Annotated in this window: 26 protein-coding genes and 1 tRNA gene; 17 read left to right on the plus strand and 10 right to left on the minus strand. The window is 40.6% G+C overall.

Annotated features, from left to right (window positions below; all coding sequences use genetic code 11):
* Positions 1 to 12 precede the first annotated feature (12 nt).
* The 3 genes from dctP to JWG40_RS02405 are packed head-to-tail and all read left to right on the plus strand — an operon-like array spanning position 13 to position 3,041.
* On the plus strand, positions 13 to 1,020 hold the full coding sequence (gene dctP / locus JWG40_RS02395; RefSeq protein WP_205284265.1) for a TRAP transporter substrate-binding protein DctP: 1,008 nt from the start codon (positions 13 to 15) through the stop codon (positions 1,018 to 1,020).
* 21 nt (positions 1,021 to 1,041) lie between these two features.
* Positions 1,042 to 1,737, plus strand: coding sequence for a TRAP transporter small permease (locus JWG40_RS02400; protein ID WP_205284266.1), 696 nt, complete (start codon positions 1,042 to 1,044; stop codon positions 1,735 to 1,737).
* Positions 1,737 to 3,041: a TRAP transporter large permease gene (locus JWG40_RS02405; protein ID WP_002975919.1), complete on the plus strand. Its 1,305-nt coding sequence runs from the start codon at positions 1,737 to 1,739 to the stop codon at positions 3,039 to 3,041. Before JWG40_RS02400 ends, JWG40_RS02405 begins: the two co-directional genes overlap by 1 nt.
* Before the next feature lie 122 nt (positions 3,042 to 3,163).
* On the opposite strand, the gene JWG40_RS02410 is transcribed toward JWG40_RS02405, so the two are convergent.
* Genes JWG40_RS02410 through fliS form a run of 3 tightly spaced genes read right to left on the minus strand, consistent with a single transcriptional unit; the run spans position 3,164 to position 4,554 of the window.
* Positions 3,164 to 3,694 carry a DnaJ domain-containing protein gene (locus tag JWG40_RS02410; protein WP_205284267.1) on the minus strand — a complete coding sequence of 177 codons (531 nt, stop codon included), beginning with the start codon at positions 3,692 to 3,694 and terminating at the stop codon, positions 3,164 to 3,166.
* Positions 3,673 to 4,086, minus strand: a complete 414-nt coding sequence (locus JWG40_RS02415; protein WP_205284268.1) for a thioredoxin domain-containing protein — start codon at positions 4,084 to 4,086, stop codon at positions 3,673 to 3,675. The genes JWG40_RS02410 and JWG40_RS02415 overlap by 22 nt, the downstream gene beginning before the upstream one ends.
* Positions 4,087 to 4,107: 21 nt before the next feature.
* Positions 4,108 to 4,554 carry a flagellar export chaperone FliS gene (gene fliS / locus JWG40_RS02420; protein WP_015681737.1) on the minus strand — a complete coding sequence of 149 codons (447 nt, stop codon included), beginning with the start codon at positions 4,552 to 4,554 and terminating at the stop codon, positions 4,108 to 4,110.
* Positions 4,555 to 4,631: 77 nt separating this feature from the next.
* On the opposite strand from fliS, the gene purN reads away from it, so the two are divergent.
* From purN to fsa, 5 genes are read left to right on the plus strand one after another with little or no spacing between them, the layout of a single operon-like run.
* Positions 4,632 to 5,246 carry a phosphoribosylglycinamide formyltransferase gene (gene purN, locus JWG40_RS02425; RefSeq protein ID WP_205284269.1) on the plus strand — a complete coding sequence of 205 codons (615 nt, stop codon included), beginning with the start codon at positions 4,632 to 4,634 and terminating at the stop codon, positions 5,244 to 5,246.
* Positions 5,243 to 6,784 (plus strand): bifunctional phosphoribosylaminoimidazolecarboxamide formyltransferase/IMP cyclohydrolase, encoded by a 1,542-nt coding sequence (gene purH, locus JWG40_RS02430; protein ID WP_205284270.1) that lies wholly within the window; start codon positions 5,243 to 5,245, stop codon positions 6,782 to 6,784. Before purN ends, purH begins: the two co-directional genes overlap by 4 nt.
* Positions 6,784 to 7,497 (plus strand): hypothetical protein, encoded by a 714-nt coding sequence (locus JWG40_RS02435; protein ID WP_205284271.1) that lies wholly within the window; start codon positions 6,784 to 6,786, stop codon positions 7,495 to 7,497. The genes purH and JWG40_RS02435 overlap by 1 nt, the downstream gene beginning before the upstream one ends.
* Before the next feature lie 43 nt (positions 7,498 to 7,540).
* A complete protein-coding gene (locus tag JWG40_RS02440; protein WP_205284312.1) occupies positions 7,541 to 8,209 on the plus strand; it encodes a hypothetical protein in 669 nt (222 codons plus the stop codon).
* Between the two features lie 51 nt (positions 8,210 to 8,260).
* Entirely contained in the window at positions 8,261 to 8,905 is a 645-nt protein-coding gene (fsa, locus tag JWG40_RS02445; protein WP_135658737.1) for a fructose-6-phosphate aldolase, read from the plus strand.
* Between the two features lie 4 nt (positions 8,906 to 8,909).
* Here the strand turns inward: fsa and JWG40_RS20010 are convergent, their stop codons facing one another.
* The 3 genes from JWG40_RS20010 to JWG40_RS02460 are packed head-to-tail and all read right to left on the minus strand — an operon-like array spanning position 8,910 to position 11,249.
* Positions 8,910 to 9,434 carry an HPP family protein gene (locus JWG40_RS20010; protein ID WP_269751577.1) on the minus strand — a complete coding sequence of 175 codons (525 nt, stop codon included), beginning with the start codon at positions 9,432 to 9,434 and terminating at the stop codon, positions 8,910 to 8,912.
* Complete coding sequence (locus JWG40_RS02455) at positions 9,424 to 10,449, minus strand: DUF1574 domain-containing protein (RefSeq protein WP_205284272.1); 1,026 nt, start codon at positions 10,447 to 10,449, stop codon at positions 9,424 to 9,426. Before JWG40_RS02455 ends, JWG40_RS20010 begins: the two co-directional genes overlap by 11 nt.
* Before the next feature lie 56 nt (positions 10,450 to 10,505).
* On the minus strand, positions 10,506 to 11,249 hold the full coding sequence (locus JWG40_RS02460; RefSeq protein WP_205284273.1) for a pseudouridine synthase: 744 nt from the start codon (positions 11,247 to 11,249) through the stop codon (positions 10,506 to 10,508).
* Between the two features lie 49 nt (positions 11,250 to 11,298).
* On the opposite strand from JWG40_RS02460, the gene lipA reads away from it, so the two are divergent.
* Together lipA and JWG40_RS02470 are read left to right on the plus strand one after the other, a co-directional pair.
* Positions 11,299 to 12,207, plus strand: coding sequence for a lipoyl synthase (gene lipA, locus JWG40_RS02465; protein WP_205284274.1), 909 nt, complete (start codon positions 11,299 to 11,301; stop codon positions 12,205 to 12,207).
* Positions 12,208 to 12,222: 15 nt separating this feature from the next.
* Positions 12,223 to 12,519 carry a hypothetical protein gene (locus tag JWG40_RS02470; protein ID WP_205284275.1) on the plus strand — a complete coding sequence of 99 codons (297 nt, stop codon included), beginning with the start codon at positions 12,223 to 12,225 and terminating at the stop codon, positions 12,517 to 12,519.
* A gap of 122 nt (positions 12,520 to 12,641) precedes the next feature.
* On the opposite strand, the gene JWG40_RS02475 is transcribed toward JWG40_RS02470, so the two are convergent.
* Positions 12,642 to 13,826, minus strand: coding sequence for a lipoprotein LipL45 (locus JWG40_RS02475; RefSeq protein WP_205284276.1), 1,185 nt, complete (start codon positions 13,824 to 13,826; stop codon positions 12,642 to 12,644).
* Positions 13,827 to 14,084: 258 nt separating this feature from the next.
* On the opposite strand from JWG40_RS02475, the gene JWG40_RS02480 reads away from it, so the two are divergent.
* Positions 14,085 to 15,407: a radical SAM protein gene (locus tag JWG40_RS02480; protein ID WP_205284277.1), complete on the plus strand. Its 1,323-nt coding sequence runs from the start codon at positions 14,085 to 14,087 to the stop codon at positions 15,405 to 15,407.
* A gap of 36 nt (positions 15,408 to 15,443) precedes the next feature.
* The gene (locus JWG40_RS02485; RefSeq protein WP_205284278.1) at positions 15,444 to 17,519 is read left to right on the plus strand and encodes a PP2C family protein-serine/threonine phosphatase; all 2,076 of its coding nucleotides are present in this window, start codon (positions 15,444 to 15,446) and stop codon (positions 17,517 to 17,519) included.
* A 17-nt stretch (positions 17,520 to 17,536) separates the two neighbouring features.
* On the opposite strand, the gene JWG40_RS02490 is transcribed toward JWG40_RS02485, so the two are convergent.
* Both JWG40_RS02490 and JWG40_RS02495 read right to left on the minus strand, forming a co-directional pair.
* Positions 17,537 to 17,965: a hypothetical protein gene (locus tag JWG40_RS02490; protein WP_205284279.1), complete on the minus strand. Its 429-nt coding sequence runs from the start codon at positions 17,963 to 17,965 to the stop codon at positions 17,537 to 17,539.
* A gap of 260 nt (positions 17,966 to 18,225) precedes the next feature.
* Positions 18,226 to 19,419, minus strand: coding sequence for an aminotransferase-like domain-containing protein (locus JWG40_RS02495; RefSeq protein WP_205284314.1), 1,194 nt, complete (start codon positions 19,417 to 19,419; stop codon positions 18,226 to 18,228).
* Positions 19,420 to 19,492: 73 nt separating this feature from the next.
* On the opposite strand from JWG40_RS02495, the gene JWG40_RS02500 reads away from it, so the two are divergent.
* Both JWG40_RS02500 and JWG40_RS02505 read left to right on the plus strand, forming a co-directional pair.
* Positions 19,493 to 20,899 (plus strand): aminotransferase-like domain-containing protein, encoded by a 1,407-nt coding sequence (locus tag JWG40_RS02500; protein WP_205284280.1) that lies wholly within the window; start codon positions 19,493 to 19,495, stop codon positions 20,897 to 20,899.
* A 51-nt stretch (positions 20,900 to 20,950) separates the two neighbouring features.
* A complete protein-coding gene (locus JWG40_RS02505; protein WP_039937811.1) occupies positions 20,951 to 21,208 on the plus strand; it encodes a hypothetical protein in 258 nt (85 codons plus the stop codon).
* 7 nt (positions 21,209 to 21,215) lie between these two features.
* Here JWG40_RS02505 and JWG40_RS02510 read toward each other — a convergent pair.
* Positions 21,216 to 21,288 (minus strand) — tRNA-Phe (locus JWG40_RS02510).
* A gap of 70 nt (positions 21,289 to 21,358) precedes the next feature.
* Between JWG40_RS02510 and JWG40_RS02515 the strand changes: the two genes are divergently transcribed.
* From JWG40_RS02515 to JWG40_RS02525, 3 genes are all read left to right on the plus strand, one after another.
* On the plus strand, positions 21,359 to 22,297 hold the full coding sequence (locus tag JWG40_RS02515) for an alpha/beta fold hydrolase (protein ID WP_205284281.1): 939 nt from the start codon (positions 21,359 to 21,361) through the stop codon (positions 22,295 to 22,297).
* 84 nt (positions 22,298 to 22,381) lie between these two features.
* Positions 22,382 to 23,002, plus strand: coding sequence for a dephospho-CoA kinase (coaE, locus tag JWG40_RS02520; protein ID WP_205284282.1), 621 nt, complete (start codon positions 22,382 to 22,384; stop codon positions 23,000 to 23,002).
* On the plus strand, positions 22,999 to 23,784 hold the full coding sequence (locus tag JWG40_RS02525; RefSeq protein WP_205284283.1) for an SPOR domain-containing protein: 786 nt from the start codon (positions 22,999 to 23,001) through the stop codon (positions 23,782 to 23,784). The genes coaE and JWG40_RS02525 overlap by 4 nt, the downstream gene beginning before the upstream one ends.
* Positions 23,785 to 23,788 lie beyond the last annotated feature (4 nt).

The raw sequence follows: 23,788 nt of genomic DNA on the forward strand, positions 1-23,788 counted from the left end.
TAGGAGAACTAGATGTTTTTAAGACAATTAAAGTATTTAGTTTGTGTAAGTATCGCCCTCACCATCAGTGGGGGTTTATTTGCTCAAACGACCGTTAAGTTGGCAACAGTGGCACCGGAAGGATCTCCGTGGGCGAACGAACTTGCCAAAATCAAAAAGAAAATTGAATCAGAATCGCAAGGGCAAATTAAATTCAAAATTTATCCCGGTGGACAAATGGGTGGAGAAAACGAAATCCTCCAACAAGTCATTCGTGGAAAACTGCAAGGTGCTGGTCTCACAGCGGGTGCACTTGCCAATACTGTCAAAGAACTAAACGTTTTAGAGATTCCTTATCTATTTAGTTCTTATGCACAAGCAGATTGTGTTCTAGATGATCATTTACAAGAAGACTTTCGTAAATTATTTGAAGCAAAAGGCCTAATCTTTGTTACTTGGGCAGAAAATGGATATCGTTCCATCGGAACAAAATCGGCTCCTGTAAAAACACCTGAAGACCTAAAAGGTGTCAAAATCAGAATCCAAGAATCTCCAGTGCACATTGCTTATTGGAAACAATTGGGTGTGAGTGGAATTCCGATTGCCATCCCAGAAGTTCTTCCTTCCTTACAAACCGGTGTAGTAGAAGGTTTTGATAACACTCCTCTCTTCACTTTAGCAGCAGAATGGCAAACGGCGATCAAATACTTTACTTTAACTCGCCATATTTATCAACCAGCGGCAATTCTTTATTCGAAAAAGTTTTGGGATACCTTAAACGACGAACAAAAGAAAACTCTAATGGGAGAAGGTAACAAACTCGCGCCAGGTGCTAGACAAGCCGTTCGTTCTATCGAAAAAAACATGATTGCTACTTTGAAAAAAGCCGATGTGGTCGTGTATGAACCAACTAACGCAGATTTGGCTGGTTTTAAAGCGGCAGCAAACGCGGTTTCTGGACAAGTCATTAACAAAATTGGTGGCCAGTCGAAACAAATTTTCGACAAAATCCAAAAAGCCAAAGCAGCTTGCGGCGGATAGGTTAAGGAAGGATATAGATACATGAAATTCGTCGAACGAATTCTAAACACTTTGAGTTTCGGCGAGAGATGGGCAGGGGGGATTTGTTTCCTTCTGCTCACTCTTCTCATGATTGCTGACGTTTCCAAACGAGAAGTAATCGATAAAGTTTTCGGTTGGGTATTGGAAGCTACAGAAGCTTATCCAAACACTGGTTTTGCTGGTTTTGTGGGAGATTGGAGCGTTTACATTGCCGAATCCATCCACGGAGGGACCTCTGGATTTTTAGAATGGCTCGGCCTTGGTGGAATCATTTGGGCACAAAAACTTTCCCTCTATTTTATGTTATGGGGAGGACTATTTGGTTCAGCCCTTGCTAGTGCTAAAGGCTCTCATCTCCGTCCAGAAATTGCAGACAAAGTATTACCAAAAGCATTGTTACCTTACATCAAAATTGTAGAGCAGTGGGTAATTTCCTTTTTCTTTTTATTTTTAGCCTACCTATCTGTCATTTATGTTCTAGAAAGTATCAGTTTAGATGAAGTGAATCCCGTAACAGAAATTCACTTGTGGAAAGTCCAGATGATTTTTCCTTACATCTTTCTCTCTATGGGTTTTAGACATTTGTGTTATGGAATTTTTCCGGCACTCATTCCTTCCGATATCAATGAAGCTACAGAAGCATTGGAACTTGCGGAAGCGGAACTTTTTGAACCAAACTCACGGGGGAATCGCTAATGGGTTCTTGGGGAATACTCCTACTCTTACTCGCTTTAATTTTACTCAGACAACCTTTGATTGTGCTTATGGGTGCGATCACTGTGTATTGTTATTACTTTTTACCAGATCCACCTCTTGAGTCCTTCCATGAACTCAACAGTATCATCGGGGATTTGTTCTTTGCTGGAGATAAGGAAATCCTACTTGCGATTCCCCTATTCATCATTGCAGGGAACCTAATGACCCATGGAAGTATTGCCAGACGACTCATTCGGATTGCCCAAGCGATGACAGCTCCTATTCCTGCGGGCCTTGCGATTGCAGGGGTATTTTCCTGTGGGATTTTTGCTGCCATCTCTGGATCTTCTCCTGTGACTCTGATTGCCATCGGTGGACTGATGTATCCTTCCTTAACTAAGGCCGGCTACCCTACTCAGTTCTCTATGGGACTACTTGCCTCAGGGGGAACTCTTGGGATCATCATCCCACCGAGTATTCCTATGATTGTGTATGCGATTATGGTGGGAGTTTCGGTTACCGATCTTTTCATCGCAGGGATAGGGCCTGGAATTTTACTCATGTCACTTCTAATGATCTACTCTGTGTTACGCGCAGGGAAAGTGGGTCGAGGAAAATGGGACTGGGAAGAAATCCGTATCGCATGGAAAGAAGGTGTTCTTGCCCTTCTAATGCCCGTGGTGATTCTCGGTGGAATTTACTCAGGATTTTTTACGGCCACAGAATCAGCAGCGATTGCAGTATTTTATGCCATCCTTGTAGAAGTGTTTATCCACAAAGAACTCAGTTTTCCTAAGATCCCGAAGATCATGGCGGAAAGTGCAGAAATGCTTGGGATTCTATTTCTTATCCTTATCCTTGCGGTAAGTTTAAACAAGTTCATGATCGAAAACGAAATTCCTCAGAATTTGGTAGCCACTATGTCCGGACTCATTTCAAGCCCTGTGACCTTCCTTATTGGTGTAAACATATTGTTACTCATCGTGGGAATGTTTATGGATATCATGAGTGCGATCCTCGTTTTAGCGCCACTACTCGCGCCAATGGCTGTGAACTATGGAATCAACCCAGTCCACTTCGGAATCATTATGATTGTGAATTTGGAAATTGGCTATTTGACTCCGCCAGTGGGAGTGAACCTATTTGTGGCTTCTGGTATCTTCAAACAACCGTTAGGTAAGGTCATCCAATCGGTAGCACCGATTGTTGGGCTCTTTCTGATTGGCCTTGTTCTTATTAGTTGGATTCCAGATATTTCGCTCGGTTTATTGGGTGGAGAAGCGGCTGCAGCACCAACGCCTTAACCAAAACCGACTCATAGATCATTCTTTTTGCCGGAAGGTTTGAACTTCCAATAGGTTCTATGGCAAAAAGAATTGAATTTGAGAAAATAAAAAAAGCCGGGGATTTTCTTCCGGCTTTTTTTTTAACTCCACCAAACTTTAAGGCGTTCTAAAGAATCTTTGGCATCTTTTGCCCAAAGGCTTGTAGAATGTTTTTTTAAAATCTCTGCATAGACTGAAATTACGGGTTCTAGGTCCTTTCTCAATTGGACAAGTTCCTTGTTTAAGTTATCCGATAGTTCAATGGGATGGAGATCCCGTTTTTCATAATAACGCAAAATTGCTTTGGTTTCTTTTTCCTTAGCTTGTTTGTATTCATGAAATATTGGATCTTTGGAGGGTTTTACCAAAGGAGTGTTTGTATCCCCATCTCCATTCCAGTCTCCACTTCCCTCTGCCGAAACTTCCTCTTCGGGATGGATCAGAAGATAATCTTTTAAGGATTCGTAATGTTTGTTTAGTTCCAAAAACATAACATCACTGGTAAATTCGCCGGAATCAGGATGGTATTTTTTTGCTAATTTATGATAGGATTCTTTGAGTTCGGATTCCGTAAAACCGAGAGAGAGACCTAAAAAATGGAGGGAATCATTTAACAGTAATTTTTTGTCCATGAGAGGCCGGAGGACTGCATCAAATGCGATTTTAATCTACGTTTGATACTGAATTCCCAATATTCTTTTTTACTCTCATTCATTTCGAAAACAAGCAATTCTTGCACTTTCTCTTGTAGATTTCTGGCCGCGTCTAACCGTTCAAAAACAGTTTCGGAAATGGCAATCTCCTCTTCTGAGTAAACTTCCATTTCCTGTCTTTCCCAAAGTTCCCGGTCTACCTCTTCCAACTTCCGCACGAATGTTTCATTTTTAAATTCTAACTTCACAGCCGTGTCCGCATCTCTGTAAGAAAGTAATTCTTCTTCTCTTTTCAAATTGGAGATAAGAGAATCCAAGTATTGGATTTTTTTCTGTAAAAGTTGTTTGGTCGTTTGTTTGGATGAAATCATAGATTTGTGAGTATTATTCAATTATCCAGTAATCGAAATTCCTGTAGGTCTTGTGCCGGGAGCAGTATTTGGATTCGGAGTGTCTTTTTTTTCTAACTCTTCCCAAGAGATTTTTAACTCAATGAGGATTTTGATACACTCTTCGATGATCACTTTGTCCTTTAGCATATTCGCTTCTAACAATCGTTTCTTCAAATAAACATATAAGGACAGAAGGTTATTTGCGACTTCTTTCCCCTCTTCCATATTGAGAGAAAGTAGAAGTTCTGTGATGATGTCTTGGGTTTTAATGATATTGTTGTTCACAACATCATACTTTCTGGGAGTCATATTGTCTTTTGCCACACCAAGGAATCGGATGGCTCCGTCGAAGAGCATCACAATCAATTTGATTTGGCTAACGGTAGATATCTCATTGGCTTTGTATTCATTGTAAGCAGAGGCACCGGTTTTTCTCGCAAGCGACATTTTTTTCTCCTGAGTATTCCCATCGACCAAAAAGGATACTTGCTTAATGACCCAAGTGAATATTCTTAGAATATCACATGGGAAAAATAAAACGTGCCGTTTTTTTGGCCTCAGGAAGAGGATCCAATTTTACCGCTTCTGTCGAGTACATTCGAAAAAAAAAGCTAAAGCTCGACCTGGTGGCCCTTGTAACAGACAACCCAGAGGCCAAGGCTCTCGGGATCGCCAAATCCTTTGGAATTCCCACAAAAGTCATCCCGTATGCCACCTATACACAAAAGACGGACTACCATAAGGATTTACTCCTTCAAGTGGAAAGTTTAGATCCAGACCTGATTGTGGCTTGCGGGTACATGCGGATTCTAAAGTCCGAATTTGTACGCCGGTTTCGAAACCAAATCATCAATGTCCACCCAAGCCTACTCCCGGCATTTCCCGGTCTCGATTCCCAAAAGCAAGCCTTGGACTACGGAGTAAAGGTGGCAGGTTGTACGGTTCATTTTGTAGAGGAAGGTGTGGACACGGGTCCCATCATATTGCAAAAAGCGATTGCCATTGCCCCCGAGTGGACCGAAAAAGAACTATCCCTTGCAATCCTTGCGGAAGAACATAAAATCCTTCCTCTCGCTATACAACTGTTTTGTGAAGATAAATTAAAAATCAAAGAACGAAAGGTAGAAATCCTAAAATGATCGAAATCAAAAGAGCACTTGTATCCGTATCCGACAAAGCCGGAATTACGGAAATCTGTTCCTTCTTAGCTAAAAACGGTGTGGAAATTCTTTCCACCGGTGGAACCTATGATGCCCTCTCCAAAGCAGGAATCCCTGTGAAAAAAGTAGATGAATTTACTGGTTTTCCAGAAATCCTCCACGGCCGAGTGAAAACCCTCCACCCAAAAATCCACGGGGGGCTACTGGGTGACACAACCAATCCTGACCATGTCAAACAAATGGAAAGCAATGGAATTGTTCCCATCACTCTTGTCATCGTGAATTTGTATCCCTTTGTCAAAACAGTGATGAAACCAGATGTAACCTTGGAAGATGCTATCGAAAACATTGATATCGGTGGGCCATCTATGCTCCGTTCGGCGGCAAAAAATCATAAAAATGTTGTAGTTCTCACAGATCCAAAAGATTACGAATCCTTCCAAGCAGAGTTTACCAAAAACAAAGGAAAAGTTTCTCGTGAAACAGCTTTCCAATATGCAGCCAAAGTTTTTTCGGAAACCGCTTCTTACGATTCAGCAATCTCCACTTTTTTTAATAAAAAATTAGATATCAAATATCCGGACAAAATCACTTTAGCTTTTAACAAAAAACAAAAACTTCGTTACGGTGAAAACCCACACCAAGACGCAGCTTTTTATGAACCACTATTTATCAAATCACAGTTTGAAGCCTTACAAGGAAAAGAACTTTCTTTTAATAATATGTTGGATTTTGATGCAGCCTTCCATGTAGCAAGCCTACTTCCCAAAAATGCCGTCTCCATTGTAAAACATCTAAACCCATGTGGGATAGCCTTTGGTGAAACAGTTTTAGAATCTTTTGAGCTCGCAAGAAAAACAGATCCTATTTCTGCTTTTGGGGGAATCATTGGAATCCATGGCCGAGTGGAAAAAGAATCGGCAGAAGAGATGACAAAAAACTTTGTTGAAGGTGTGATTGCCGAAAGTTTTTCAGACGAAGCTTTGGAGATTTTTGCAAAAAAACCTAATGTTCGTTTGATCCCCATTGCCAAGTTTGATGAAGCTCTAGATGAACTGGATCTTCGTTCCCTACACCATGGCCTACTCATTCAAAATCGCGACTATGATTTGATCACTAAAGACAAATTGAAAATTGTTTCGAAAAAACAACCAACAGCAGATGATTTAGAAGGTTTGATGTTTGCTTGGAACTGTGTGAAGTTTATTAAATCGAATGCGATTGTTTATACGGACCAAAACTCAACTCTCGGAATTGGAGCGGGACAAATGTCACGAGTGGATTCGGTAGAACTCGGGGCAATGAAGGCCCAAAAAGTAGGCCTCTCGGTTGTGGGATCTTATGTGGGCAGTGATGCTTTTTTTCCTTTCCGTGATGGGATCGATGCCATTGCCAAAGTGGGTGCCAAGGCAATCATCCAACCAGGTGGTTCTATCCGAGATGAAGAGGTGATCCAAGCTGCTGACGAACATGGTCTGATTATGGTCTTTACTGGAATGAGGCATTTCCGTCACTAATGGAATTTTTTCTTTTCCTTCTATTCCTCGTTTTCTTTTGTTTGGTGACGGCCGTAACTACCTATTACGTAAAGATACTTTTCTTTTCTGCCAAAACCAACTACAGAAGAGAGGAACTAACAGACATTCGTGGGGATGTATTCCGCATTTGTCTGGATGTTCTGGAATCAGGGGGAAATTTGGTTTATGGGGTCGCATCCTTTTTCGGAGCGGCCTTATTCGTTTGGCTTTGGTCTCTTCTAGGATCCTTACTCGGGGAAAAGGGACCTGGCCCCCTTGAACATATCTTCCATATGCCGATCTTTTTTTTGGCTATTTTCTTTTCCTTTCCCTTCCTAAAAGAAGCCTACCGGGGAGAAAAATACCTGGCTCTAGCCAAACCTGTTCTCTCTGGCCTGGCTCTCGGAAATTTGTCTGCGGGGGCAGTCCACTATGGGCTTGACCGAGATCTTTTCTTTTTATTTTATCTCCTCCTACTTCTTTTACAAATTCCCGTTCTTGTTTTTCTCTGGAACCGAGAGCCAATTTTTGGTATGAGTTTTGAGGAAAGTCCATCTTCCTTTTCCTATGAATCGGAAGACGATTGGGGTGCACCCACCTCCCCAGACCAGTCAGAAAACAACTCTTGGGAAGCCGAGGAAGACGGTCCCTTTACAAACGAAACTGACGAGTTTGGACTGGGAGATGACCCCTTCCCGGATGAATTTAAGTAAGAAACGGGTTCTCTTTTTTCCTCGTTCGGCCGATAGAAATGGTATGAAGAAATACCTAATTTTCCTTCTTTTTTGCCTACCAGGATTCCTTTCTGCTCAAACCGAAATTCCCAATAGTTTGGATGGATTTGCAGAAGCCTCTTGGGGGATGACCTTTGAATCCATTCGTGAAAAATTTTTATCGATGGCAACTAATCCGGAATCAAAGGAAAAGATCGAACTCTTAAATGAGAAAAAGGATGAAAGTCTCCTCATCAAACGAAATGGTATCTTCTATCTCTATCGCTTTTATAAAACCCCGGAGCTTTTGAAAGAAGTTCGCCCTAAACAAGGAGCGGCGGAAGCAGATCCTTCCCTGGATGGAAAAACAGAATTCCGTGAAAACGGGATTTTGTTTTCTGTAGGTGTGACCTTCAATCTGGTCCCATCAGAAAAAATCAAAGAGAAGATGGAAAAAAAATATGGCAAACCCAGAAAGGAATCTATTGGAGATGATAAGGTCTCCGGAGCTGCCATTTGGGAACTTGTGGAAAGAAGAGAGAATCCTCCCCGCGGTGGATTTGCCGTTGTTTGGAGAGAAGGTTACAAAAAAACTCCCTATACTCGCAGGATCGATTACTTTTCTGCCAATCTCAAAGAGGTCATCGCTAAGGATTATGTCGATTTCTTCAGTGTTCAAGAAACAAAAACCTTGCGGGATTTAATCCCGTAGTTACCCTGTCTCGTGAGGCTTGGCAAACCAATGCCAAGCAGACGAGGCAAAATGAATTTATTTTTAGACACAGCCAACATAGACGAAATTAAAAAAGTCCATGAACTTGGTCTCCTAGATGGGATCACCACGAACCCATCCATCATCGCAAAATCCGGCCGTAAGTTTACGGAAGTCATCAAAGAAATCTGTAGTTTTGTAAAAGGTCCAGTAAGCGCAGAAGTTCTTGCAACAGATGCTCCTACGATGATCAAAGAAGGTTTAGAACTTTCTAAAATTGCAGAAAATGTTGTTGTTAAGGTTCCACTCATTCCAGAAGGAATCAAAGCGGTAAAAGCATTCTCAGAACAAGGAATCCAAACCAACGTAACCCTTTGTTTCACTGCCAACCAAGCCCTTCTTGCTGCCAAAGCGGGTGCAAGCTACATCTCTCCTTTTGTGGGTCGTTTGGATGATATCGGTTATGATGGATTGGAACTAATCTCAGAGATCCGAGATATTTATGACAACTATGGAATTGAAACACAAATCCTTGCTGCGTCAGTTCGTCACCCCATCCACTTCAAAGAAGTGGCCCTTCGTGGTGCCGATTGTGTGACCCTACCTTACTCTGTATTTGAAATGCTTTTTAAACACCCACTCACCGATAGTGGCCTAACAAAGTTTATAGAAGATTCCAAAAAACTTACCTGGTAAAATATTAAAACCACACCACCGGATACTTTCGGTGGTGGACCAAATTATTGATTACTAAAGCATTTACGAGCAATATCAAAACTCCGATTAACACCGGAAATAGAATAAAATCCGCTCCCACTCCTCCAAGCACTCCAATCATTGCAGTAGCGCCACCTGGCGGATGTAAGGTGTGAGTCCAATACATTACAAAAATCGAAAGTCCCACAGAAAATCCAATAGTGAAAAAATTGGTTCCAAGAGTTGCCACAAGAATCACAGCAATGGTTGCAGAAATCAAATGTCCCCCAATTAAATTTCTAGGTTGAGACAGAGGTGCATCGGGAACAGCAAATAAAAGCACCGCCGTTGCCCCAAACGAACCAATAAGAAGCGAATGCCCGGATAAATTGGTAATCGCGAGGATCGACCAAATGGATACAGTGCTACTAATTAGACTCCAGATGGCAAAGCGAAGGGAACGTTCTTTCCGTTTTACCGATAGGGGTGCTTTGATTTTGCTGGGTAAACTTTTAAATCTACTTTTCAGCGTAAGTCACCCAAATCTCTTTCATCTGATCGATAAAACAAAAAGCAGATTGGTGGGAAGCATCGTTAAACAAATCGCAAGTTCCGGCTTTGTTCCAATTTAAAGGGAATGCACCATAGGAAGTAGCGAGTATTTCTATCTCATCCCACCAAACTTCCTTTATGTGAAACTTTTCATAATATTTATAATAATCGCCATAGACTTTTGGCCAAAGAACCAAGGTTTTGATCTGGTGCTCCTTTGTGAGCTCCAAAAATGCTTTTACATAAGGTTTTTGTGATTCACCAAGCGAATAACTGCTCATATACAAACTTCCAATCCGAAGTGTATCTTTTTTGATCTTTTCAACCGGATTGGCTTGTACCCCATACATCAAATATTCACCCTTTGTAAAGTTGATGAGTTGAAATTCTTGATTGTAGAGAGATTTATATTCTTTGAGTTTTTTTTGTTTCAGTCGGGTGCTAAAAAGGGATAGGTTTAATTCGACACTGCGAATAGAAAAAACTGTATCTAAAAAATAAGCCCATTTTTCTTTCAAAGGGATGTCTTTCCAAACTAGATCTAAACAATCGTTGTCGCAACCCATTCTAAGAAAAGGTGATAAAATAAATCCTTTATTATCATCAAAGGCCTCTGGACTGAGCGATAAAATGACAAACTCAGGTTTGACACCTGACTCCAATAGCTTTTTTAATTGGATATAGGAATTCATAGGAATTCCTTGTGGGCTACTGAAATTATATAAAGTCCAGTCTTTACGGTATGGTTCAGGGATCCCTAATTCCGAAAAAGGATACGAACGTGAGTCACCAAAAACAAGTGCTAGTTTTTTCTCATCAACTTCTTTGTCAGCTAATAGTCGTTTGGCTAAAACCTTTCTTTGGAAATAAAAAACAGAGTTACCTGCTTGGAGGAACTCCTCATGAAAGACTGGCAAAAGGAAAATTTTATCTACCAAAAAGACAAAAAAGAAAAGAACCACTGGATATAATAAAAACTGTTTTGATTTCAAAAACACAAATCCCCTAACCTCACCATTTTAAGAGCTGATTGGATTCTTCAACCAATTTAAGGAGTCGGTTTTCCAAGAACCTGCTCTTCGGTGATCACTTTGTATTTTCCTTCTTCGAGCACAACGTCTCGTAGATCCAATTTTCCAATCCGAATCCGATAGAGATCAAGAACCACCATTTCCTTTGCTTTACACATTCTGCGAATCTGGCGTTTTTTTCCTTCTTTTAAGATGATACTGAGATAACTCGTAAATCCAGGAGGAGTCTTTTCGGGAACCACATTCGCTGGTTTCACAGCAAGGGCTCGTAAAGTTTCACCACCTTCCCTTACACCTAACATAAATTCATCGGCTATTGGCTTCCATGCCACAGGTTGTTTCAGGCTAATGATGTATTCTTTATCAATTTTATTTCTAGGGTGTGTTACCTTCTGGATAAAATCTCCATCAATGGATAAAAGCAAAAGGCCCCTGGAATCTAAGTCCAATCGGCCAGCATAATTGTATTTTTGAAAGGCTTCCGGCAAAAGGGAGAAGATGGTGTTCTCATGAAACTTATCCTCGTGGGAAGTTAAGTAACCAGGAGGTTTGTTAAAGGCGATAATTTTGGGTCGCTTTAAAGATTCCTCTTCCATTTGGACTGACTTTCCATCAAAGCTGATCGAATCACTCTCTTCGACTTGAAAGGAAAGATCTGTGATGGTACTTCCGTTGACTTTGATTCGGCCAGCAAGGACCAATTCTTCCACTTTCCGACGGGAACCGAGACCTAATTTGGCTAGAAATGCGTTGATCCTCATGATTTTCCATTTTACAAAGTGGCCTCATTTCAAAAAGTCTAAAGAAGGTATGAATCCTTTAAAAAAGAAACCTCGGTCAAAAAATATCAGCCCCCGGATCCAGCTTCCCGAGTGGATGAAAGTCCGAGTAAGTTTTCCGACGGAAGGAGATGCCCTAACCCAAGTCAGAAAAGAGGTAGAATCCAAACAACTTCATACGGTTTGTGAATCTGCGAGCTGCCCGAACCTCAACCATTGTTGGAACAGACGCACAGCAACCTATATGCTTTCCGGAGACATTTGCACAAGGCGCTGCCAATACTGTGACGTTGCTTTTGGAAAACCGAAGGCCTTAGATTTGGAAGAACCAGAGAAAGTGGCAAGGTCAGTCTCTGCACTAGAACTACGCCATGTAGTTCTTACCGCTGTCAATCGGGACGACTTAAAAGACGGGGGAGCCGGCCACTTTGCCGAAACCATTACCAAAATCAAATCTTACCGTCCAGAATGTTCCATAGAAGTACTCATCCCTGATTTTAAAGCCAAAGAAGAATCTTTACAAGTCCTCTACGCCTCAAAACCCAATATCATCAACCACAACATTGAAACCGTGGAGCGATTGTTTCCCGCAATCACTCCTCAAAAGAACTACAAACGTTCGTTAGAAGTTCTTTCCCATATTGCAAAACATGGATTTTTAACGAAAAGTGGCCTCATCCTTGGTCTCGGGGAGAACGAAGAGGATGTAAAACAATGTTTAGAGGATTTGTTCGCAAACGGGGTTCGAATGCTCACCATTGGTCAATACTTGCAACCAGGCCCCACCCATTATCCGGTTCAGGAATTTATCAAACCAGAAACGTTCCAATTTTGGAAGGAGTATGCATATAAAACGGGATTCAAAACCGTTGCTTCTGGGCCACTGGTTCGCTCTTCTTACCATGCGGATGAATATTTTTCCGACGAAGCCACTAATTAGTCCGAAAGATAAAGTATGGACCAGGAACAATTGGAGGCATTCCAAGAGGAACTTGCCAAAACATTCTTTTTCTCGATTCTAAAAGATTTGAGTGAAATCGGAGAAAGCCTAAATGACTTCGAAGTTAAGGTCCTGATCCAAAAAGCTTTGTCTCACTCTCCCGATTTACAAGTCGAGTGGGGAGATATGGACCATTTTGGAAATAGTACCTTACTTGTAAAATACCAATCCAATTTACTGCTCATCGAAGCAAGCCCACTCATCAGTGCCATAAGAATCCTCTGGAACGAATACAAATCCAAAGAATCATAAATCCTCCCTTTTATCATTCTGTTTTAAAGTAAGAACCTAGAACCTTCGAAACCAATTTGTACATAAAAAAAGCCCGAAAGATTTCTCTTCCAGGCTTCTTTTCTACTTAAGGGTTGGTTTATTTAGAATTTAGATTTCTGTTGAAGGTCGTAAATGACTTCTTCTACATTGTCCATATCAATTCTTTTAACACCATTTTCAGTGTGAACAATCAACTGTCCGTTTTCTTGGTTGATGATCGCGCCAATCACTGTTTTACCATCGACTAATACGATTTTTTCAATTCTTTCGTAGTAGTTTACGATGTCTTTTTTAGACTTAAATTCTTTTGGTTGGTTAGCCAAAGAGTCTTCGAATTTTTTCTTCTCTTCTTCTTGGCGTTTCGCAACATCTTGTTCGATTACATGTCTCTTAGCATCGATTTCTTGTTTTTTCAACTCATCTAACTTTTCGGTTTGAGCTGATTCGCTAAGTCTTGTGATCTCTTGGGCAGTTTGTTTATCAACTGTCACGATTGTTTTGATTTCTTGCTCTTCGTTTTTAGTAAGTTTTGCACTTTCAACAACGAGTTTTTCTTTTTCAGAAGTTTTGAATGCTTTTGTCAAATCCAAAGACTTGATGTCAGCAGAAGACTTCGCAAGGTCAGCAGATTTAGCTGATTGAGTGGATGCTTGGTCTTTCTCTAAGATCACTTCTGCTTTCGCAAGTGAGTCTTGAAGTTTTTTCAAATCGGCATTTCCAGAAATTTCTTCTGAAGAAAGTTTTTCTAAAGCAGGAACACGTGGAGCAAATGCAACCGCACCTTCAACTACTTTTACTTTCGCAGGTTTTCCTTCTGCAGCTTCTACGATAAAAGACGTTCCCCGCACACCCGCAATTGCAGTCGGTGTTACGACAGTAAAGTTGTCTTCTTTCTTAGCTTTGTTGACCTTCGCAAATACCTTTCCAGAAACCAGAGCAATTTGAGTGTCTGTAGTTCCTGAATTGTCTTGGGAAAGTTTAGCAAAGTCAATAGCGGACTTAGGAGAGATACGAATGCTCGATCCATCCGCAAATTGGATGTCTACTTTTCCATTGTCGCCTGTGACTACATTATCCCCGGATTTCAGAAGGGCACCAAGCTGTGCTTTTTCTTCTGTTTGGTCTGCGTGTTGGATTTTTGAATCTCCTACCGCAAATACGACTACCGCAGATAAATCTGCAGCTTTTTTAGGTGCTTCGGACACTTCTGCGTCTGGTTTCTTACAAACTGTAAGACCAGTAAAAAGAAGCGCGAGGCCCATTATGGTTAGTTTCGATGCTTTCATATCGTCCTGTCCCTTAGTGAAATTCAACTTTCGTTACTCTCTAATCAACAAACTGGGGCATAAGAAATTCCCAGCTTTTTTGTATTTTTTTCTAGAATGAAAAAAAATTCATTAGTTCGGAAAAAAAATAATTTAGTGACCGGATTTGTAAACGAATATTCAGTATTTTTCACTGAAACTAGCCATTTTCAAGGGAAAAGAGGGGTTTTTTCGGGAAAATCGCTTTGTCTAAGATCAAGGAAGAAAAAAACTCCCATTATGGCTGAAACCTCCACACTGAACCAAAGACCCGCCTCCTCCATCAAACTCCTGGAAGAAATGGAGAGGATGTACAAAGACCTACCTATGGAAGCCATCGTCAAACAAGACATCCTAAGACAGGGCATTCATTTTTTGCCAGAATCCTTTTTAGTCAAAGATCCTTATAAATCCAAAGATTATTTTATCTTCTCCTTCGATCATATCCCTCTTGCCGACCTAAAAGACGGGGCAGACACCAAAGCTCCTGAGGAAATCAAAATCTCAGGTGGCCATTTTGGCCTTCTAAAGACAGTGATTTCCACAAGAAACAACCCAAACTCCCCATATAAAATGAAATCAAAGGCAGGGATCCCCACGCTGTTTTTAGAAGAAACGGAGATAGGCAGCGCGGAATATCCGCCCATTCCGTCTTGGTACAGTCACAAAACAAAATCAGGAAAATTACCTGGCGAGGTGGCACCAGTCATCGAATGGGGTTATCTTTTGTATCTCACTGTCTTTCGCAACTGCCAATACTTTGGAAAAGACGAAGAATGTGCTTATTGCGATATCAACCATAACTACCGCCAACAAAAAGGTGCCGGTCGCCCTTATACGGGAGTGAAGGATGTGGAAGATATTTTAGAAGTTCTTTCTTGGGTGGATGCAGAAGACCAAATCGCGAAAGTGTACACATTGACCGGTGGATCGGTCCTTACCAATTTAAAGAAAAAATCAGAAGTGGACTTTTACCTTCAATACCCAGAGGCCATTGAGGCACGTTTTCCCAAACGTTGGATGGGAAAACTAGTGGCCCAAGCCTTTGAAAAGGAAGATTGCCAAAAGTTCAAAGATGCAGGAATCCAAATTTATCATCCCAACTATGAAGTTTGGGACAAAGCACTCTTTGAAAAAATCTGTCCTGGTAAGTCTAGTTGGATTGGTTACGAAAATTGGATTCGCCGTGTGGTGGATTCTGCCGAAGTCTTTGGTCCAGAAAATGTGATTCCTAACTTTGTGGGTGGAGTGGAACTTTCGGAGCCTTGGGGATTTAAGACAGTAGCGGAAGCAATCAAATCCACAAAACAAGGCTTAGATTTCTTTATGTCCAAAGGGATTGTTCCGAGATTTACGGCATGGTGTCCTGAACCTTATACAACCCTTGGCCAACAAGCAGGTCCCCCCCTTGTGTATTTTTGCGAACTCCTTCGCACATGGAAAGAAACCTTTGAACTGTACAGATTGCCCACTCCTCCTGGGTACGGGGAACCAGGTCCAGGAAAAGCAGTATTTTCTGTTTCTGCTTTTATGGATGTGATAGGATATTCTGGACGAAATTAGTCCTTTCCTATACAAAGAAAAAACTAAAATCCGTTTATGCGAAAACAAATCCTACTAACGGGAGTTTTTTCTCTCCTGTTTTTTACTTTTAGTTGTCAGAACCCCGAACAGGAAGAACCATATCGGTTCCGCCAAGGGGTTTTGGATCTCCATGACCTGACTTTTAAAGAAAACACCATTGTCGACTTACAAGGGGAATGGGAATTATATTTTGGGGATTTCCACTACCCACCCTTTCACGGTGAAAAACAAATCACAGGTTATTTGGCCATCCCGAGTTCCTGGCAGGATGAAGAGTTTGGTGGAGAAGAATTGCCAAGGTCAGGACATGTCACCTTACGAGCGTTCATTCAAATTAGCAAACAAACAGTAGGCCAAGAATTAAGAATTTATATTCCGGATATTGCTTCCTCTTATCGATTTTTTGCCAATGGGGTTCTGATTGGTGGGCAAGGAAAACCAGGCATCAACAAATTTGATGATACGCCAAGAATCAAATCTAAATACTATACTCTCATTCCGGATAAGGAAGTGATCGAACTTGTATTTCATATTGCCAACTATGATAATAATTTTGGTGGATTTTGGGCCATCCCGAGTTTAGGAAATAAAAATGCCTTAGATCGGGAAAAGATGCTCTCCATTGCCCGAGAACTTTTTTTACTGGGAGCTCTTGTTCTGATTGGTTTGTATCATTTTGGATTGTATTTTTACAAACGAAAAGAAACTTCCATCTTCTACTTTGCCATCTTTTGTTTTTTACTTGGGATTCGTTTGGCTTTTACTGGAGAGCGGTATATCTTGGAATTATTTCCAGGTTTCCATTGGCCTACGGCTTTTCGTATAGAGTTTGCTTCCTATTATTTTGCCGTTCCCATTTTTTTATTATTTATCTACTCTCTTTTCCCCGAAGAATCTAACAAAAAATATGTTCGTTATGTGTTAGTCACAAGTATCGTCTTCGCACTCACACTTCTTTTACCAATTTCAGTATTTACCATTTTATTGTATGGGTTTCAAGCCTTATCTTTTTTTACCATAGGGTATGTCATCCATATCAACTTAAAAGCAGTGTTTAACAAACGACCCAATTCAAAATTGTTTTTTTTAGGACTTTTGGTTTTAGCATTTTCTGTGGCATTTGATATTTTACGACATAGCGTGAATAACCGTGGGATTGGACTTACCCCTTATGCCCTACTCTGTTTTATTTTTATTCAATCACTTATACTTTCCAGTCGCATTGCCAATGCATTTATCAGAGCGGAAGAATTAGCGATGAGTTTAAAGATTAGTAACGAATCGCTACTCGCAGTCACAGAAAATCTGGAACAAATTGTTTCCGAAAGAACCTACCAGTTGAATTCGTCTTTAAATCGAATCAAAAAAGACCTCCTCCTTGCCAAAAAAATCCAACAAAAGATTCTCCCAGAAGATGGAATCAAGTTTGAACATTTAAAAATTCATTTGTATTTTCAACCGCAAGAAGAAGTGGGGGGAGATTTTTATGATATCTTTGAGTTGGATGATGGAACGATTCGTTTTTTTGTAGCAGATGCCACGGGGCATGGAATCCAAGCAGCACTCTACACCATGGCAATCAAATCAGAATACGAAGCCATCAAACGTTTCATTACCAAAACCGATGATTTAATGAACCATCTCAACCAAAAGATTCAGAATAAATTCTCTGGATTAAAAATTGTATTCTCTGGTTTTTTATTGGACATAAACACGAACACAAAGACCATCTACTACTCGTCAGCTGGTCACCCCAATCAAATTTTTCAATCAGGTGACAAGCAAACCATTTTAGATCGTACGGGAAATATCATTGGGCTTAAAAAAGACCAACCCTATACACAAAAACAATTCCAAATGGCAATGGGAGATAGAATTCTTCTTTTTACCGATGGAATGTTGGAACAAAAAAATGAGTCCAGAGAAGAGTTTGGAATGGATAGAATCCAAAAGATTCTAACGGATTACCAAGGAAAGGAATCGGAGAGAGTGCTTGCAGAACTCGTCATCCAACTGTTCCTCTTCCAAGGGAGAGAAGAACAAGAGGATGACCAAACAATGGTCTTAATTGAATGGGAAAAAACTTCTTAAAAGTTTGGAACCAATCTTTATTTTTTTAGGAAAAGATTATCCACACCATTCTTTTCAAATTCAGCATCATACTTTTCTGCTTCTTTAGTTACCTTAGCTTCGTAATCTTCTGGGCTTAGTGCTTCCAAATCTTTTGCTGATACTTTTTGTTCCAAATCTCTTTGGGCAAGTTCTGTAGAAAGATCCGTCCAGAAGATGTCGTCGTTATAAGGTTCGATATAAGACTCGAATACTTCTTGGAAGTATTCTTCCGAGATGGTGAAAAGTCCGTTTTCGGAAACTATGGGTCCTTTATCGCCGCCAGCAGAAAGTTTTTTAAGAAGGGACTGGATGAATTCATCTACAGAAGGGTCTGTTTCTTCGTGTGGAGAATTGCTCACCCATTCGAACACGGCAAGTGCATTCAAAAGGTGTTTTGTTTCTTGGGGATTAAGATCTAGATTCATGATTACCTACTTTGTTTCCATGGAAGCAAGAAACCTTCGCATAGGCAAATCAAAGAATGACGGTGGACCGGTTTTCCTTATAGTTTTGATACATCTGGTCAACCAGGAGACGAAAAGAGGGATCCTCTTTTAGAATTTCCAATTTCTCATCCAGACTCAAAATAGAAAATTTAGGATACAAAGCTTTGGTGACTGCAGGCTTCATACCCAATAAGTAAACAAACGAGTAGTATTGTCAAACAAAAAATACTAAACGTATGTCACGTATTTATGCCTCGATAGACTTTTCTGATTCGTTTCACTCCCTCTTCCATTTCTTCTTTTCCAAGAAAACTAAAGTTCATACGAAAGTTGGATGAAGATCGACTCGCAGGAGAAAATTCACTTCCAGGAACCATAGCAACCCCGCTCGCTAAACAACCTTCCATCAATTCTTTGTCGGAAACCTTGGGATATTCCACCCAGAGAAACATCCCTCCTTCGGGACGGGAAAATTTCGCTTCAGGAAGATACTTTCGCAGTAAAAAAACCAAAGTTTCCTTTTTCTCCGAATAGTAGTTTTGGATGGAACGCAGGTGTCCGTTCCAATCCATAACATCCAAAAGTTTGGAGACAACCACTTGGGAAAACTGGTTTGAATTCAGATCATTTCCTTGTTTGACTGCAATAAACAAGGAACGATAGATTTCTGGAACTACGACCCAACCCAATCGGAAACCCGGAGATAGAATTTTTGAAAAACTTCCCAAGACAAAGGTTAGGTCCCTCTTTTCACGAAAAGAACTGACCGATGGATATACTTTTCCTTCAAAGTCCAAATACCTGTAGGCTTCATCTTCAATGAGGATGATTCCCTTATCATCTAATAGGGAGGCAATCTGTTTTCTTTTTTCCAAAGACCAAGTATAAGTTGATGGATTTTGGTATGAGGGGTTTGCATAAAAAATATGGATTTTGTATTGTGTTAAAATTTCTTCCAACAAGTAAAGATTAGGCCCATCTATTTCCATGGGTACACTAAAAAACTTCGGTTGGTAAGGAGAAAACGCCTGCAAAGCCCCCAAATAAACAGGATCTTCTAATAAGACATTAGTATCCGAATCCATAAACATCTTTCCTAAAATGTCCAATCCCTGTTGGGATCCATGGGTGATGGAAATAGAATTAAGGGACACCCAATAAACATCCGTTAGTTTTTCAGCAATCTGGATTCGGAGTGATTCGTATCCAGAAGAATCTCCATATTGCAGGGCCGTAGTGGAATGATCTCGAACCACAGACTCCACAACGGAACTTAAAATATTTTTTGGAAGTAGATCTGGATTCGGAAGACCTCCGGCAAAGGAAAGCATATCAGAATTTTCTACCGTTAACTTCAAAATTTCACGAATGACAGAAGTCCGAACAAAAGAAGTTCGTTTCGCCGAAAAAATAGTTGGCATTTCCTTTTCCATCGATATAGAATAACAGAAAAGAGTCAATCTGTCCATATACAGTTGATTCATTCTATTCGTATACAGTTATCTTATGACAAAGTACAAACAATTAGCGGAAGATTTAAAAAATGAAATCCAATTAGGATATTATTCAGAAAAAGAACGAATTCCCTCTCTTCGGGAAATTCAAACTCAAAAGTCTTGTAGCCTTACTACAGCCAAGGAAGCCTACCGGATCTTAGAAGAAGAAGGGTATATTTTTGTGGTGCCCCAATCAGGATACTTTGTTCACCCCAACATAGGTTCAGTCATTTCTGGACCACAAAATGAATTTTATCCCGCAGTAGAGGCCGATGACAGAATCCAACAAATCATGCGAACCGTGATGGATCCCAAACTCATCTCTTTTGGTGCGGCGATTCCATCAGACTTTTACCTTCCATTAGGAGGTCTTGTTTCCTCTTTTAAAAAAGCCCTTCAACACAAAGAAATATTCTCTTATGGAGACTTACAAGGAGACCTTGAGCTCCGTGAATGGATTAGCAAACGTCTGTCGATCCAAGGATACAGAGTAAACTCTGATCAAGTTCAAATCACAAATGGGTGCACAGAAGCGATCACATTTTCCTTAGCGACCACAACAGAACCAGGTGATACAGTGATTGTTCCCTCACCTATTTATGTTGGGTTATTTCAAATTTTGGAAACTCTCAAACTGAAAGTTGTTGAAATTCCTTACAGAATGGAGGAAGGAATTTCATCCGATGAATATGAAAAACTCATCAAACGCCACAAACCAAAAGTATTTTTATTCTCAGCTAACTTCAATAATCCGAACGGAATTTTGATGAGTGAGTCCTCCAAACAAAGTTTAGCAAAAATTTCTCATAAATATGGAATTCATTTAGTAGAAGATGATATATATGGAGATTTGTATTTCACTGGAACGAGACCAAAGCCCTTGGTCAGTGATTTTCCATACGATCAAAAAGGTCCAAGATCATTTCTTTGTTCTTCGTTTTCTAAAACCATTGCCCCAGGCCTTCGTATGGGTTGGGTGGCATCCAAAAATGGAATTCGAGACTTAAGTAAACGAACAAGAGCCTATAAAATTTCAGAAAACCACCCCACGCAGATTGCGGTCGTTCAATTTTTGAAATTGCAGACTTACGAAAGACATTTAAAATTTCTCCGCATGGAATACAAAAAACTCACAGAGGAATACACAAAACTTTTGTCTTTATACAGCGAGGGAATTCTAAAAATTCAAAAACCCGATGGAGGATTTGTTTTATGGATCAAATCTCCGTTAGATGGTGATAAGTTACTCAATGAATCCAAAAAAATAGGAATGGCCATTGCTCCAGGTTCTCTTTTTGGCCTTTCCAAACATTGGGACAGCCACTTTCGACTGAATGTATCGGTCGGGTTTTCACCGAAAATCAGAGAGAAACTGTTGCAGTTCTCCAAGTTGTTCTTAAAAAAAAGGAAAAACTAAATTTAAAGTTTTTGGTTGCAAGCAGGAGAACGAGAAACAACGTTTAGGAATATGTCCGAAAACACACGCAAGTATCTGGAAACATCTCAAATCATTCCTTCCAAAGGAATGTCTTACACTATGTATGAAATTGAAGGCCAAGATACAATCTTACGAATGCTTACCTTTATCCCAGACAATGACGAGATCCATATCTATCCCAAACCACCCGTAAAAAAACTATATAAGCCGGAACTTTGTAAGAAGGTAGAAGAAAACGAATTTTTAGGTCTTTGGACAATGGGAGAAGAAAGGAAGGCGGGAAATTAGGCAACCGTGGCCCCGGACAGAATCGAACTGCCGACACGAGGATTTTCAGTCCTCTGCTCTACCGACTGAGCTACAGGGCCTTCGGTTACAACCAAAGTATTTTTTCACATCCCGCTGTCAACGAACCTTTATAAATTTTGTGAGGACAATATGAAGACCCATCGGAAACCATTCGCAACCGCTATCCTATCCACACTCCTTTTTGTTCATTGTGCATCCACCCTCCACAAAACAGGAATTAGCCTAGAAAGATTCAGATCTGACTTAGAAACCAAATCCATTTTGGTAGATAACTTAAACTGGAAGTATACAGAAAAAACCGGTAACGGAGAAACTCTCGTCGTAGTACATGGATTTGGTGGAGACAAGGACCACTGGACCCGGTTTTCAAGGCACCTACCCCAAGGAATCCGAGTCATAGCTCCCGACCTACCCGGTTTTGGAGAATCCGACAAACCAGAAGGAATCATTTACACCCAAGAAGCCCAAGCAGACAGGCTATACCAATTCACAGAAACCTTAGGACTAAAGAGTTTCCACATCGCAGGGAATTCCATGGGTGGTGGCATTGCTGGAATTTTCGCAGCTAAATATCCAGAGAAAGTAAAATCTCTGATTCTTTTTGACAATGCGGGAATCAAAAGCCCGACCCCAAGTGAAATGCAAACGATCGAAATGTCAGGAAAACCGAGCCCCCTCCTACTCACAAGTCCTGAAGATTTTGATAGACTGCTTGCCTTTACTTTTGTGAAACCACCCTACCTTCCTGGATTTTTAAAAACTTACTTTGCAAAAAAGTCCTTTGCCAATAGAGATTGGAACGCATCCATCCTAAAACAAATCAGAAAAGAAGGTTATTTTCTAGAAGGGAAATTGGGAAAAATCCAATCTCCCACCCTTGTCATTTGGGGAAAAGAAGACAAAGTCATCCACTACACAGTGATGGAAGTCTTAAAAGAAAAAATGAAAAGAAAACCAGAGACTATCCTTTTGGAAAATATGGGACATGCTCCGATGATTGAAAACCCTCCCTTGTCCGCCAAACTTGTACAAGACTGGATTTCTAACCCGCAATCACCCAAAAACTAATTAAAAAAATACTTTAGTATTTTTTTTCCAATTTAGGACAAAAAAATACTTGTACTTTCACGGGTTTTTTATGTTATAAACCCCGTGCAACCAAAACATAACAACAAAACATTGATAGGAATTACCGGATCGATTGGGTCGGGAAAGTCCACTGTGCTTGCTATTTTTGGTGAGCTTGGGGCTGAAACCATCAGCTCTGATACCATTGCCCGTGGTTTCACTGAACCAAATAGTCCCGTTATCAAAGAATTGGTTTCCATATTCGGAGAATCCATCCTGGATGCAGGCGGTGTGCCTTCCAGAACAAAGATTGCAGAGATCGCCTTCTCCGACAAATCAAAGCTAAATGCTCTAAACGACCTCCTTCATCCCTTAGTACGTAAATCTTTTTTGGAATTTTTACATTCAAGAAAAGATGACAGCATCATCGCTTGGGAAGTCCCCCTTCTATTTGAAACTGACGCCTACACCCTATGCGACTTTACAGTTACTGTTGCGGTAAAACCTGAGGTGGCTTGGGAGCGAGTGATGGGACGTGGCGGGATGAACAAGGAAGACTTTCAAAGACGGAACCTCTCCCAAATGGACTTAGAGAAAAAAAAGTCTCTCTCCGATTTTGTCGTAACGAACGATAATCAAAGGGAAGAGTTAAAAGAACAAATCGTTATCATCTATTCAGAAATCAAAAAGAGGATTCAAAAATGAAAGAAAGAGTATTTTACGTAATTAACCTAGATAAACAAAGAATTGGAGTTTTGTCCCTCTTTCTTTTTGCGCTTTTCTTTTCGATTTTCTTTCTCGGAGTTTCCGTAGGAAAAGGAAAACAAGAAGAGACCATCACTCGAGCAAAATCTGCGGAGCCATCTCCCGCAGACCTCGCGCTCACCGACGGCTCCATCCCTTCTCCGACAGCTACCAATGTAGCCGATGCGACAGTGGGAACAAATGCAGCATCTTCACTCGTACAAGGAACCAAAACCAAAGAACAAACAAACCTTGGCGCAGAAATTCCAATGGCGGATGTAGGAAACCATCCCTACTTTGTCGAAACTTCCACCGCCAAAGATGAGGAAGAGGAAAGAAAACAACAAGTTGTTGATTTGACAAAACGAACGGAAAAGAAAGTCAGCACAACCAAAGGAGAAGAACGATCCAAAAACTTGGTATCTACCTCCAAACATTCGAAATCGCAAAAAACTTCCTCACAAATTGGGAGTGCTACAAAATCAGAAGGGAAACAATTCACAATTCAGTTAGCAGCCTTTACTAGCAGACAATCAGCTGAGACATTTTTATCCCAACTGAGAGCAGATAACCATGGTAAGTTGGTAGCTAAAACCTTTATCGTAGTAAAAAATGGCTTTTTTGTGGTGCAAATGGGAAAATCAAAAGATAAATCTTCCCTTACCAAAACTCTATCCAAAACTTCCATGCCGAAAGAAATTAAATCCAAGGCTCTGGTTGTGAGTTACCAACCGCTTTCTTAAAAAA

The sequence above is a fragment of the Leptospira abararensis genome, from assembly GCF_016918735.1.
Classification (GTDB): domain Bacteria; phylum Spirochaetota; class Leptospiria; order Leptospirales; family Leptospiraceae; genus Leptospira_A; species Leptospira_A abararensis.